Origin of the sequence: Pedobacter sp. ASV28, assembly GCF_016428855.1 — a bacterium.
Classification (GTDB): Bacteria; Bacteroidota; Bacteroidia; order Sphingobacteriales; family Sphingobacteriaceae; genus Pedobacter.
Window position 1 is genome coordinate 14,578 of record NZ_JAELTN010000012.1, and the last position, 14,355, is coordinate 28,932.

Consider the following 14,355-nt stretch of genomic DNA (forward strand, 5'->3'; position numbering starts at 1 on the left):
ACGCCAAATATACATAATGTTGATTTTTTCTTAGATTCGACAAAAAATAACCTAATCAACAATTTTAAAAAAAAAGCAATGAAATCAACAATTAATGTTCCTACCGTTCCGCTCCAAGAAGCCATTGATAGGGTAGCACGTTTTAGAAAGCAAATACAGACAGCTGCTCAAGTGCCTGAAGAAAATATCCCGAGAGCTATTTTTATTCCCATAGCAGATATTATGGCTATCATTGATAAGTTTCAGACTATAGATGCAGAAGGAAACATCCATAGTGCCATAAGAGGTGTACGTGCATATTTTGCTGTAAAAGAAGGGGACGAAGATTTGCCAGATGATATTACAGCGCTTATTGTTCCTGTAGATGTAAAAGGAAATGATATTATTGCTACAAATAATGGCTTGAAAGATGATGTAGATGATAGCGATATCTATGATTTTACGAAGCCTTGCCCATCTTATTGTGATCCAAACAGTCCATTATTTATTCAATAATGCCGCATGATATTATTTCAGGATACATTGTTCCCTTAAGTATCCTTTTACCCATTGGCATGTTTATATTCCGGTATAGGCATGCCAATATGGAAAGTAAGTTATTGTTTTACTATCTTATTGTGGCGGGTTTGATCAATCTGACTGCAATTGGGCTGGTAAAATTTCGAATGAGCAATCTTCCGTTACTACATATTTATACCATTGTAGAAACTACCTTTTTTATGGCGTATTTTAGGCTGATTTTTGAAAGTAAGAAAATAAAGAGGTTCTTGACAGTGGTAATGATCGGTTTTCCTATTCTTTGTATCTTGAATTTCCTATTTATCCAAGATCTTTTTACTTACAATACGTATACCAGGCCATTAGAGGCGGTGATTATTACCTTTGTATGTTTATTGTATTTTTATAAGAGTGGTTTTACAGAAAACTGGTTAAATAACCCTATAAATTGGTTGAATATGGGGATTATGATATACTTTCCTGCGGCCAGTATCATTTTTATTCTTTCTAATTATTTTGTTTTTGTACTGCATAACTATAAAATGGCCAATGTCATTTGGGATGTTCATTCCATTTTGGTCTTGTTAATGTATCTGCTTTGGGCAAAGGGCTTTAGCTTGATCAGAAAGTCGGCCATTGGGAAGTAACTTATATGTGCCCGTAAGTATATATTATAACTCGAGCTACTTCTTTACTGGCTTTGTTGCATTTATACTTTTCAATTACCTATTTTGGTCGATGGAAATAGGAGGCAATTTAATGGCTTAAAAAGTTCATGTTATTTTGTCACTGTTAACGCATTTATTTTGGACAAAAGTTTTTAGTAAAAAAGATGATCGATAACGTTTATTTGCTAATCTTCTATGGAGTGGTCTTACTGCTCATACTTGTAGCCTCATTTTTGTTGTTTTATATCAGGAACCAAAATATGGTGTGGCAGCAAAAAAAACTCTTGCAGGAAACTCAGATTACACAGCAAAAGGAATTGTTAAATGCGGTCATCGATTCCCAGGAAGTAGAACGGAAAAGAATTGGACAAGATCTGCATGACGAAATTGGCGGCACGCTGTCCGCCATTAAGTTAATGCTTAATGTAGTTAAAAAACAGAAGCCCGAAGATCAGGAAGATACCCTGCTGTCTGCAAAACAGCTTATAGATAAAATGATCATAGATGTACGGCATATATCACATGATCTTTCCCCACCTGGTCTTGCAGTTTTTGGACTATATACTACCATAGAAGCATTCGTTAACCTAATCAAGAATACGGGCGAGATTAAGATTGTGCTAGACCATCAGGAAAATGCCGATGAAGTATCATTACCAGAGAGAAAATCTTTGGCCTTGTTTAGGGTATTGACCCAATTGGTAGATAATACCATAAAGCATGCCCAAGCAACGGAAATTAAGATCTACTTCAGACTCGATGAGCATCAATTGCTGATAGATTATGCCGATAATGGTAAAGGTTTCGATATGGCTGCTACCTTGAACAAAAGGGCAGGAATAGGTATGCAGAATATTCAAAGCAGGTTGCAGATGGTTAACGCCGATTATAGGATAGAGACAAACCCAAATGCCGGCTTCAGATTATTTATCAGTTGCCCCATCCAAAACGAAGAGATTTTGGATCCTTCGCTTTAACCCTTCCTAAGCTTATTATCTTTCTAACTTCTTGATTAGTATCTTGTTTGGGCTGCTCTAAATTTTTGTATACTAAAATAGTGTACTGTTTATTTTGACTTAATCTAAATAACGTTATCTTTGCGGGAACTTGCTAGCTAGCTATTTGCTCTTAAGTCAGCTAAACAATAGGCGATTTTACCGTAATGAGTTTATTTTCGATACTTTTTAGTGATTTTAATAGCGCTAGTCATAAATGGCTAATGCTTGTTTTTGCAGTTTTTTTTAATCCCATTAATGTATTATATGCTCAGAATTACCAGATAAAAGGTAATGTAGAAAGTGTTTTCGGAGAAGATAAGGCCGCTTTTATAAATGTGGTATTTCAAGGAAAGAAAAATTATAGTGTTAGTACAAACGAGCGTGGCGAATATATTCTAAGATCTATTGCAGCAGATAAATATACCGTCAGTTTCTCCTCAATTAATTTTAAGCCGAAAACAATAGAGATCAATATCGTATCTGATACTGTGCTAAATGTTAAGCTAGAGCCTCTTCAACGATTGTTGGAGGAGGTTTATGTAACGGCATCTCAAGTTAAAGGCAAGCCAAGTACTTCTGTAATTGATAGAAAAGCAATGGAATTACTGCAGCCATCGAGTTGTACCGATCTATTGGAATTATTGCCTGGTGGTAGAACCTATAGTCCTAATCTTACCCAAATGAACCAAATTCGTTTGAGGGAACCTTCAAACGCACCCTCTGGTTACAATACAGGGTCTTTGGGTACGGCTTTTTATGTTGATGGTGCGCCAATTAATACTACCGCTAACATGCAAACAACTAGTGGTTATACCTCTACAGACCCAAATAGCTCCAGGAATTCTGTGAACAAAGGTGTTGACATGCGTTCAATTCCAACAGATCAGATAGCTAAAGTTGAAATAGTTAGGGGAATTCCTTCAGTAGAGTTTGGTGATTTGACCAGCGGACTGGTAAATATTGAACGCAGAAAAGGTAATACACCATATACGGCTAGAATGAAAGCAGATGGGTTTAGTAAATTGTATGCTATAGGCAAAGGCGTCAGCATTCTTGAAAAAAATCTTTTTATCAATAGTAATGTAGATTTTCTAGACTCTAAAGCTGATCCACGCGATAGTTACGAAAATTATAAACGTATTACGGCATCAGTACGTACAGAGAAATTTTGGGAAAATGACAATAGTAGGTTTACTTGGAACAGTGCTTTAGATTATGCAACCACAATTGATAACGAACGTGTTGATCCGGATAACTCTTATGCATTAACCGATAGTTATACATCAACTTTTAAAAGTTATTCCTTAAACAATGCTTTTAAATTCAAGTTTAACGATAACCGCTTGCTTAAGTCTTTAGATTTTTCTACTAAAATTAGCTATCAGGAAGATATTATCGATTTAACTAAATGGGTACAGGCCAGGTCTGCAACCGTGTTGATCAATTCATTAGAAGAAGGAGCCCACTATGCAAACTATATAACTCCCAGTTACGCCGCTGATTTAGATGTGGAGGGAAAACCTTTGTATGTATTTCTAAAAGGTGTTTCTACACTGGGGTTTTCGCAAGGGATGATCAAGCACCAAATTAAACTGGGCACTGAGTATAACTATAGTAAGAACTTTGGTAGGGGACAAGTTTACGATTTGGATTTTCCCTTAGCGCTAAACTCAGTGTCTTCTGTTAGGCCGAGGTCATATAGTGATATTCCAGCATTACAGAATCTGTCTTTTTTTGCAGAAGACGGTGCGAAAATTTTAGCCGGAGCACATCATATTGATCTTACTGCTGGAATAAGGGCAATGGCAATGGTGGGTATGGATACCAAGTATGATATGGCTAACAAATTTCATTTCGATCCTCGTATCAACGCCGTATGGCACCTGCCAAATACTACTTTAGCAGGTAAAAAAATAGAAATAAGTTTTGGAAGCGGATTTGGGATACATCATAAACTTCCTACCATGGATATGCTTTATCCTAACAAAACCTACATTGATAATATACAATTAAACTATTATCATAATAACCCAGATTTTATTAGGGCCAATGCTAAAACGACTATTATTAATACAGAAAATTATGCTTTGAAAGCAGCAAGAAACTTGAAATGGGAATTTAATGCTGATTTTAACTATGATGACAATCGTTTATCGGTAACCTATTATAGAGAAAGCATGGCTAGTGGTTTTAGGGCGATGTCTAGATATCGGGCTATTGATTACAGACTGTATGATAATACTTCTATCGATGCTTCGACTATTACATCGAGACCAAATGTGGAAGATTTTGCCTATAAGGAAATGAAAGAATATTATGCTTATTCCATTAATGGTAATGGTAGCGGCATGTTTAAGGAGGGGATAGAATTTCAGTTTACCACCAAGAGGTTTTCAGCGATTAACACACGCTTTACTATCAATGGTGCTTGGTTCAATAATCGTTATAAAAGCAGCGTAATCAATTATGGTATCATTAGTACATCCGTAATTACAGATAATAAGGTAAGGCAATATATTGGTATTTACAATGAAGATGAAGGTACAGACTACCGACAATTTAATACTAACTTAACAGTTGATAGCTATTTGCCGAAATTGGGTTTAATATTTTCTGCATCTGCGCAAAGTCTTTGGTTTACCGCTTCAAAAGAAAATTATAAAACAGGCGTGCCGATTGCCTATATGGATATTAATGGAAATATGTTGCCATATACCGAAGCAAGCAAATCGGATGCTAATTTGAGATGGCTGTTGCAAAATTACAGTGCTACCAGATTTAGAGGAAACCGGGTACCAATTAATTTACAAGTTAACATCAAGGCATCTAAAGATTTTAAGAATAAGGCCCGCATATCAATGTTCGTAAGTAGGTTTTTAACGTATTTGCCTTCTTATACTCAGTATGATGTAAGATTTGTTCGGCAGGGTGCCTCGCCTTATTTTGGAATGGAATTAAACTTTAATCTTTAAATATAAATATATCAAAAAATGAAGAATGTAAAAATCCTCATGAGCACACTACTTGTATTAACAGTGTTGTTTAATGCCTGTAAAAAAACGGATAGTGCAAGAACTACCCTTACTGCTTCTATCACTATACCTGTTACTTTGGAAGGTTTCGCGTTGAAGTCTGGTACGGTGACTTTTAAGGAAGCTAATAGCGGTAGAGTTAGTACTTCAAATGCCATCAGCAATGGTACGGTAACTGTTGCTTTACCAGCGGGTTCTTATAATATCGTTTTTGAAGGCGAAATTGAAACGATTACTGGAGAAAAAACAGTGAGTAAGGTACGTGCGGTAAAAGACGGTGTAATCGTAAATGGTCCTAGTGTTAGTACTGAACTTACCTTGTTCTTATACAAGCCTCAAGAGAATTTTGTAATTAAAGAGGTATTCTTTACCGGAACGGTTACTAAAGAAGGTAAAACTTATAATGGTGATAAGTATTTTATAATTTATAATAACTCAGATAAGGTATTGTATGCCGATAGTCTAATGATTGCAGAGTCTCACTTCCTTACCACTACGAAAAGAACTTATACGCCAGATGTAATGTCAACTGATTTTACAAGTAGTTCAATCGTGATGATTCCAGGAACAGGAAAAACTTATCCGGTACAACCAGGCGCTTCAATTACCATTGCCAATAACGCGATGAACCACTTATTATATAATGATCTATCTGTGGATTTAAGAAATGCTGATTTCGAATTGACTTTGTTAAGCTCAATTAACGTCGATAATCCTCAAGTACAAGATTTAGAGAATATTACTGGTTATATGACCATGCACAACAGAGGATTTAAAAGCTATGTAATTGCGAAAATGCAAGGTACAAAAGCAGATTTCTTAACTAAACAGGCTTATGTAACGGGTTATGTAAATGCTGCTGGAAATGTTACAAATGCAAATGTTTATAAAATTCCTAATTCTTGGATTTTGGATGCTGTGAACTTAAGTGTTGCCCCAGAGTTTAACTGGATTGTAACTAGCCCGGTGCTTGATATGGGTTGGACCTATTGCGGGAAAGTGGACAGCGATGCCACCCGTTATGGAAAAAGCGTAATCCGTAAAGTTTCTAAAACCGAAGCTAATGGTAGGGTAGTTTTACAGGATACTAATAATTCTACTGAGGACTTTACACCTGAAGCAAAACCTTCATTGTTCAAATAATTTAATGAACGTTAAAAAGTTAATGTTTTTAAGTGTTTTCTTGAGCGTAGCTAATGTCTACGCTCAAGATACTACTGTGCATGTAAACCAGGTTACAGAGCAGATATCGCCTGTGGTAGCATGGCGAGATGAGATTTATTCAAGTCCATCTTTACATCCCTTTTACAGAATGTATAATTATTCGCTCTTGGGCGCCCATCTCGAAGACTCGAAAAAAGATCTTTACTTGAGGCAGGAGGGTCGTGGAAATACCACACTTAAAATTAACTCAGAATCGTTTTTTAAAAATCTGAAGGGCATTTCACTGTGGGGTAAGGCCTATTACACCAATGATAAAATTAAACAGGTTAATTTTAGTGAAACCCTAGACTATCATTATGTTTATCCTTATGTGATGGCTGATACCGTTGGAGGAAACCTGAATGCAGAAAGCTATTATTTTGGTGGAGGACTATCCAAGGAAATTGGCAGACTTAGGTATGCCATACAAGGTAGCTTTAAGGGTATACAATCTTTTAGGAACAGAGATCCAAGGCCAAAAAATATTTCTTCAGATATTAATTTTTCGTTATCGGTAGCTAAGCAATTAGCCACAGAGAAAGCGTTTTCACTAGATTTAAACCTGCAGAAATATAACCAGAACAATGGGCTGGAATTTGTAAATGAGCTAGGTTTCCCATTGGTTTATCATGATGCTGGTTTGGGTGTTTATAATGAATTACTTGCAGGTTCTAGAATGCAGGCCTATTACAAGGGACTTAGGTTGGGTGCGCAGCTTAATTTTGTACCCACCAATTTAAATGGGTTTTCTGCCCAAATAGGTTTTGATAATTTTAACCTGTCTAAAGAGCTTTCTAGCATTAATGATAAGATAGCTGAGGTGAATGATAATAATATCCACCTTTTGTTGGCTTATCACCATCATACGCAGGTGAATAGCTTTATTGTAAAGCTAAAAGGATATTTCACTAAAAGAGAAGGTATAGAAGCCACTTTTTCAAATACGGGTGGAGCAAGTTTGTATAAAGTTTCCAATGAATTGCGATATAATAATGAGAAACTTGGTATACAGCTCCATGCGGCCTATGGCAAAACTACTAAGAACTTAAATTGGTATTTCGGATTTGAAGGTATATTCAGTACCGATAAGGAAAGCTATCTTTTGCCAGATAGGTTTGTGGATTATCAAACCGCAAGTGCTGGGGTGTTTGCTTCGCTAACAAAGCCATTGGGCAAAACGTTGTTAACTTTCGATGTTAAAGCAACGCAACTAACAGTGTTGAATAGTAATTTCGATTGGGATAATGTCAATCCAAGAACAGGTATTTATCAAATGTTGAATGCTAATTACGCTTATCTAACATCAGATATATTGACTATTACATCTGCATTGCGATGTGATTTTCCATTGAATAATAAATTGGGGGCGTTTGCTAAAGCGAAAGGTGCTTATGCAAATTATAATGAAAATAATAATGCCCAAGAATTTGTTTTTTCTATTGGAGTGATTTTTTAGATATCAATGTTAATTTATGCTTAGTATCATATTTCCAATTTATTATTTCTAACTACTTTTGAGAAGATGAAAAAAATGAAATTTTTTGTGGCAACCGGGCTATTGGCAGCATTTAGTTTGCTACATTTTTCGTTTAGAGAAATAGGCTATACCTCTGGCGGGATCAAGATAGACAGCTTGCGCAGTTTGTATGAACGTCCAGTAGCCCAATGGCCAAAACCCAATTTAGATAGTGGTGTAAAATGGCAGGAGTTTAAAGCATTGCCCGACGTCGATAAAAGTTATTTTGCAATTATGGACCAACCAGAAGTAGTGTTGGGTAAAAACCTTTTCTTCGATCCCATATTATCAGGTTCCAATCAAATCTCTTGTAGTAGCTGTCACAATCCGCAAACTTCTTGGGCCGATAAGCTATCGGTTTCCATTGGTCACGATCACGCTTCGGGCAATAGAAATACGCCATCTTTGTTAAATGTAAGGGAACGTAAGACTTTCTTTTGGGACGGCAGGGCCACTACCTTGGAAGACCAAGTGAAAAGCCCTATCGAGGCACATAACGAAATGGCCATGAACTTGAAGGACTTGCCTAAAAAGCTGAATGGTATCAAAGCTTATAAGGAATTGGTGAAGAAAGCTTATGGCACCGATAAAATAGTTTTCGACCATGTGGCTAAAGCCTTGGCCAGTTTTCAACGTACCTTAACGAGCAGAAGAAGTCGTTTTGATCGTTTTTTGGATGGAGAGTACAAACAATTAAGCGATAAAGAATTGGAAGGACTGCATTTGTTCCGTACCAAAGCAAGATGTATCAATTGTCATAATGGTCAGTACCTTACCGATGAAAGCTTTCACAATATTGGTTTAACTTATTACAAACGTAAATACGAAGACTTGGGCCGTTACAATGTAACCAAAGATCCTAACGATGTGGGTAAATTCCGTACACCATCTTTAAGAGATGTAATGAATACCAATCCTTGGATGCACAATGGCTTATTCGATAACATTACCGGGCTCTTGAACATATATAATAGCGGTATGCAGATGAATACCGCCACGGCAGCACAAAAAGCGGCAGATCCCCTGCATCCCATAACAGATCCCTTAATGAAAAAATTGAACCTTAGTAAGGAAGAAATCCAATCGATAGCTGCATTTTTGGAATCCATTACGGCCACCCAGTACAAAATGCAGCGACCAGAGAAATTACCAAGAGATTAGGCTTTTTGATACTCATATAGCAGTACTCATTTTAATTATGCTTATCTTTTGCTACATTTGTAATGTATGCTTTCTAAAAAGACCAAATATGCCATTAAGGCACTCGTTGCACTAGGTAAAAACTTAGATCTTCCGCCTATGCAAATTTCTAAGATTGCAGAGGAAGAACAGATCCCCAAAAAATTTTTAGAACAGATTTTACTGGACTTGAGAAATGCAGGCTTTCTATACAGCAAGAAGGGGGCAGGAGGAGGCTATAGCCTAAATAAAAAACCGGAAGATATTTATTTGGTGCAGATTTTGCGCCTTACCGATGGTCCAGTAGCCATGCTGCCCTGCGCAAGTTTAAATTTTTACCACAAATGTGACGAATGCAAGGATGAAGTGACCTGTGGTATTAGAAGTGCCTTTATCGATGTAAGGGATGCAACCCTTAAAATTTTGGGAGAAACCAGTATAGCAGATATCATCTCTAGGGAGAACAACCTGAAATTGGAAATTTAAAAATATTCTAAATAAGTCTTTTAGGCTATTTTCTGTAACGATTTTTTTGTTATATCTTTTTGTAAATTAGTCTTTTAACTGTTTTAGTTGTGCTTTGTTTTTATAATGGAAACAGTACCTGAACTGTCATGAAAAAACTTTTTTTTACTTATAATTACGACTATTCCTATATACTTTATATATTTGGCAGATGAAATTTATTTTTATACTTCAGGAAATGCCAGTGCAAACCATGTCGTGTTGTGTAATAACACCTAGATAGGAGCGTATATTGATTATTTATTAAAGTATAAGATATAGGTGCTTCTCCATAAAGAGAGGCATTTTTTGAATAAAATAACAACCAAACATGCAGAGTTTTAGAACAGAGCTTGAAAATCCGATAATAGAGAAAGACATTATTGATTTAGAGCGAAAGATAAAGGCCTTCAGGGACGGAACCATCCATGAAGAAAAATTTAGGAGCCTACGATTGGCAAGGGGAGTATACGGACAACGCCAACCTGGTGTGCAAATGGTGCGGATCAAACTGCCCTTTGGTAAGGTCACTTTTAAGCAGTTGCTGCGCATAGCTGATATAGCCGATGAATATGGAAGTGGAAATCTGCATTTGACCACCCGTCAGGATATTCAGATCCATTATGTAAGCCTAGATAGAACACCAGAGCTTTGGGCAAAGCTGGAACAGGATGATATTACCCTGCGTGAAGCCTGTGGCAATACCGTTCGTAATGTTACTTCCTCGCCAAATGCAGGGATTGACCCAGACGAACCATTTGATGTTTCTCCTTATGCACAGGCCGTATTTGCTTATTTTCTACGCAATCCCATCTGTCAGGAAATGGGCAGGAAGATCAAAATTTCCTTTTCTTCAAGTGATAAAGATACCGCCTATAGCTATATACATGATTTGGGCTTTATTCCCAAGATAAATGATAAGGGAGAACGTGGGTTTAAGGTGATGTTTGCCGGAGGATTGGGTGCGCAGCCATTTTTGGCCAATGCAGTACATGAATTTTTGCAAGAAGACCAGCTTATTCCATTTACCGAATCGGTACTACGTGTTTTCGATCGTTATGGCGAACGCAACAATAGGAACAAGGCCCGTTTAAAATATTTGGTGCAGAAACTAGGCTTGGAAGAAGTATTGCGTTTGGTTGAAGAAGAACGTATGGCCAATAAAGTAAAGACCTATAAAATAGATCTAAATACCGTTCCACAGCCGCAACCACAGCCAGAACAGGCTTTTGGGAAGGTGGTTGTTGAAAATGAGGAGCATTACCAACATTGGTTGGCTACCAACGTAATCGAACAAAAACAAACTGGTTTTTATGGGGTGTACATCAAAGTGCAGATTGGAGATATCAAAACCGATAAGGCACGAGCTTTTGTAGAAGCTGTTAGACCTTATGTGGCAGATGAAATAAGAATTACACAAAACCAAGGTCTATTATTAAAGTTTGTAAGGAAAGAAGCTTTGCCTTCATTATATATAGCCTTAAATAAGATTGGATTCACGGCTTTGGGTTTTGATAGTCTGGCAGATATTACCACTTGTCCGGGAACAGACACCTGTAATTTGGGCATCTCCAATAGCATGACCTTAGCAGAAGTGTTAGAGGAGGTGGTATACAACGATTTTCCAGAGTTGATCTACGAAAAGAATATCAATATTAAGATCAGCGGCTGTATGAATTCTTGCGGACAACATGGTTTGGCAGAAATTGGTTTTCATGGTAGTTCGGTAAAGGCTGAAAATAAGGTAGTTCCTGCTGTACAGGTGATGTTGGGAGGAGGCACGGTAGGTAATGGTATAGGGAGAGTTGCCGAAAGAGTCATTAAAGTGCCCTCTAAACGAGCTACCAATGTGCTGCACTACCTCTTGAACGATTTTAAGGAAAACAATCTTTCTCAAGAAAATTTTCATCAATATTACGATAGAAAGGGTAAAGACCACTTTTATCAATTGCTGAAACCATTGGCTGATCTTACTAACCTGCTGGCAGAGGAATTTGTTGATTGGGGCCACGAGGAAACTTTTGTAACCGCTATTGGCGTGGGCGAATGTGCTGGGGTAGTGATTGATCTGGTAGCTACCTTATTATTGGAGGCCGATGAAAAATTTGGTTGGGCTACCGCTTCATTAAACAATAACGCTTATGCTGATGCCATTTATCATACCTACGCTTCGATGGTGAGTGCAGCAAAATCACTACTACTTGATAAGAGTGTAAACAGCAGCACCCAAGTAGGGGTAATTAGAGAATTTGATAATCATTATGTAGAAACTGGCGAGTTCAATTTTGGACAAAGCTTTTCGGACTTAGTATTGCAAATCAACAAGAACGAACCTTCGGAAGCATTTGCAAGAGCCTACCATGAGAAAGCTGCAAAGTTTTTAAATGATATTAAAGCGAAGAGAACTGCGGAATTAGCTAATTAGATGATTAGCTAATGAGCGATATCATCGGACCTCCGACTTTCGGACTAAAAATAAAAAAATGATAGAACAACATAAACATATTGAACCTAGGGTGACCCTTTTGGGAGCGGGTCCTGGCGATCCAGACTTGTTGACCTTAAAAGGGGTAAAAGCATTACAGGCCGCTGATGTGGTATTGTACGATGCCCTAACCAATGAAGCCTTATTGGAACATGCGCCAAAAGATGCCATTAAAGTGTATGTGGGCAAACGCTCGGGAGAGCATTCGCATTCGCAAGATGCGATCAACAGGTTGATGATTGACTATGCGCTTAACTACGGACATGTAGTGAGACTAAAAGGAGGTGATCCATTTGTGTTTGGTCGTGGTTACGAAGAACTGGACTTCGCTGCTTCCTATAATATTCCGGTAACGGTAATACCTGGTATTTCCAGCTCCATTGGCGTACCGGGCCTGCAACAAATTCCCGTTACGCACAGAGGGCTTAGCGAAAGCTTTTGGGTAATCACCGGAACCACTACCAACGGTAAGATTTCAGATGACATCTATCAGGCAGCTCGTGCTAATGCAACGGTGGTGATTTTAATGGGCTTGAAAAAACTTTCGCAAATTGTCGAGATCTTTAAAGCTGCTGGAAAAAGTCAATTGCCAGCTGCGGTGGTACAAAATGGTTCGGAAGAGAATGAAAAACTGGTCATCAGTACCGTGCAAAATATTGTGGCAAAAGTTAGCGAAGAGAAAATTGAGGCGCCTGCCTTGTTGATTTTCGGAGAGGTTGTGTCCTTACATCCATCCTTTAAAAACATCATACAGCAATATGCAACCATCTCCTAATCCACAAAATGATGTACAGCTATTATCGCCAAGCGATAATGGTAATGAATTATTCCCAGTTTTTGTAAAACTGAATAACCTACGTACATTATTAATTGGAGCAGGAAATGTAGGCTTGGAGAAAATAACAGCCATTACCAAAAATAGTGCAAGTGCAAAAATAAAAGTAGTAGCCTCGGCCATACAGCCTTCGTTTTATGAATTGGCTGCTGTTAATCCTCACATAGTATTGCATGAAAAGCTTTTTGATGCGACTGATCTTGAGGGGGTAGATATTGTTTTTGCTGCAACCAATAATAATGAACTGAACCAACAGATCGTAGCGTTGGCACATGAAAGGGGCCTATTGGTAAATGTGGCCGATAAACCGGAACTATGTGATTTCTATTTGGGATCTATTGTACAAAAAGGTAACCTTAAGATTGCTATTTCCACCAATGGTAAATCGCCAACCATAGCCAAGCGCTTAAAAGAAATCCTGAATGAAGGTCTGCCGGCCGAGCTGGACGAAACACTTCAGCATATGAGCGCCCTGCGTCAAAATCTAAATGGCGATTTTACAGCTAAAGTTAAAAAGTTAAATAAGGTAACCCAAAGACTGGTTAATCCGAAAAAGAGTTTTGCAGAGCGGAACATGAAGTGGTTAATTTGGGTAGTAGCAGTAGCATTTATCGCTGCAGTGGCCATTACTCTATGGAATACGGAACCTGAATTTCAGCAGTTTTTTACCCATATTAACCCTTTGTTCTACTGGTTTTTAGGTGCCGGATTTATTTTTGCTATGGTTGATGGGGCCATAGGCATGTCCTATGGGGTAACATCGGCTTCTTTTTCCTTGGCCATGGGTCTGCCGCCAGCTTCTGCAAGTATGGCCATACACATTTCGGAGGTATTGAGTAATGGCATTGCCGGATGGATGCATTATAAGATGGGCAATGTTAACTGGAAACTTTTCAAAATTTTGATCATTCCGGCCATTATTGGAGCGGTATTGGGTGCCTATATATTATCGTCTTTAGAACATTATAGCGCTTATGTAAAACCTATTGTGGGGGTATATACTTTGTTCTTGGGGGCTATTATTCTCATGAAAGCCTTTAACATCAAAAGAAAAAGAGGAAAGGAAAAAATAAAAAATATTGGCCCTTTGGGCTTTGTAGGCGGGTTTATCGATGCTGCTTTTGGAGGTGGATGGGGCTCTATTGTGTTGTCTACGTTAATTGCAGGGGGCAGACACCCGCTTTTCTCGCTAGGTACGGTAAAGATCAGTCGATTTTTTATAGCTACGTTAAGTTCCCTAACCTTTTTTACCATGTTGGGCGGTAAATATTGGGAAGCTGTATTGGGTCTGATCATTGGAAGTGCATTGGCTTCGCCCATAGCGGCCAGGGTTTCCAATAAAATTTCTGCAAAAACCATTATGGTGGCCGTAGGTATTATTGTAATGCTGGTTAGCTTGCGTAGTGTAATTATGTTTATTTTAAAATTGATTTAGGA

Annotated in this window: 11 protein-coding genes; all 11 read left to right on the top strand. The window is 37.9% G+C overall.

The window, feature by feature from the left end:
- Positions 1 to 78: 78 nt before the first annotated feature.
- The 11 genes from JHD79_RS06070 (at position 79) to JHD79_RS06120 (ending at position 14,353) form a co-directional block, all read left to right on the top strand.
- Positions 79 to 495, top strand: a complete 417-nt coding sequence (locus JHD79_RS06070; RefSeq protein WP_199118321.1) for a hypothetical protein — start codon at positions 79 to 81, stop codon at positions 493 to 495.
- Positions 495 to 1,145 (top strand): hypothetical protein, encoded by a 651-nt coding sequence (locus JHD79_RS06075; RefSeq protein WP_233164591.1) that lies wholly within the window; start codon positions 495 to 497, stop codon positions 1,143 to 1,145. Before JHD79_RS06070 ends, JHD79_RS06075 begins: the two co-directional genes overlap by 1 nt.
- 185 nt (positions 1,146 to 1,330) lie before the next feature.
- Positions 1,331 to 2,143 (top strand): sensor histidine kinase, encoded by an 813-nt coding sequence (locus JHD79_RS06080; protein WP_199118323.1) that lies wholly within the window; start codon positions 1,331 to 1,333, stop codon positions 2,141 to 2,143.
- Between the two features lie 185 nt (positions 2,144 to 2,328).
- Positions 2,329 to 5,136, top strand: coding sequence for a TonB-dependent receptor (locus JHD79_RS06085; RefSeq protein ID WP_199118324.1), 2,808 nt, complete (start codon positions 2,329 to 2,331; stop codon positions 5,134 to 5,136).
- Between the two features lie 18 nt (positions 5,137 to 5,154).
- The gene (locus JHD79_RS06090; RefSeq protein WP_199118325.1) at positions 5,155 to 6,339 is read left to right on the top strand and encodes a DUF4876 domain-containing protein; all 1,185 of its coding nucleotides are present in this window, start codon (positions 5,155 to 5,157) and stop codon (positions 6,337 to 6,339) included.
- Positions 6,340 to 6,343: 4 nt separating this feature from the next.
- A complete protein-coding gene (locus JHD79_RS06095) occupies positions 6,344 to 7,855 on the top strand; it encodes a DUF6850 family outer membrane beta-barrel protein (RefSeq protein WP_199118326.1) in 1,512 nt (503 codons plus the stop codon).
- Positions 7,856 to 7,921: 66 nt separating this feature from the next.
- Complete coding sequence (locus JHD79_RS06100) at positions 7,922 to 9,076, top strand: cytochrome-c peroxidase (protein ID WP_233164592.1); 1,155 nt, start codon at positions 7,922 to 7,924, stop codon at positions 9,074 to 9,076.
- 66 nt (positions 9,077 to 9,142) lie between these two features.
- Positions 9,143 to 9,580: an Rrf2 family transcriptional regulator gene (locus tag JHD79_RS06105; RefSeq protein ID WP_199118327.1), complete on the top strand. Its 438-nt coding sequence runs from the start codon at positions 9,143 to 9,145 to the stop codon at positions 9,578 to 9,580.
- 349 nt (positions 9,581 to 9,929) lie between these two features.
- On the top strand, positions 9,930 to 12,023 hold the full coding sequence (locus tag JHD79_RS06110) for a HEPN domain-containing protein (RefSeq protein WP_199118328.1): 2,094 nt from the start codon (positions 9,930 to 9,932) through the stop codon (positions 12,021 to 12,023).
- A 58-nt stretch (positions 12,024 to 12,081) separates the two neighbouring features.
- A complete protein-coding gene (gene cobA / locus JHD79_RS06115; protein ID WP_199118329.1) occupies positions 12,082 to 12,858 on the top strand; it encodes a uroporphyrinogen-III C-methyltransferase in 777 nt (258 codons plus the stop codon).
- On the top strand, positions 12,842 to 14,353 hold the full coding sequence (locus JHD79_RS06120; RefSeq protein WP_199118330.1) for a TSUP family transporter: 1,512 nt from the start codon (positions 12,842 to 12,844) through the stop codon (positions 14,351 to 14,353). The genes cobA and JHD79_RS06120 overlap by 17 nt, the downstream gene beginning before the upstream one ends.
- Positions 14,354 to 14,355: the final 2 nt, after the last annotated feature.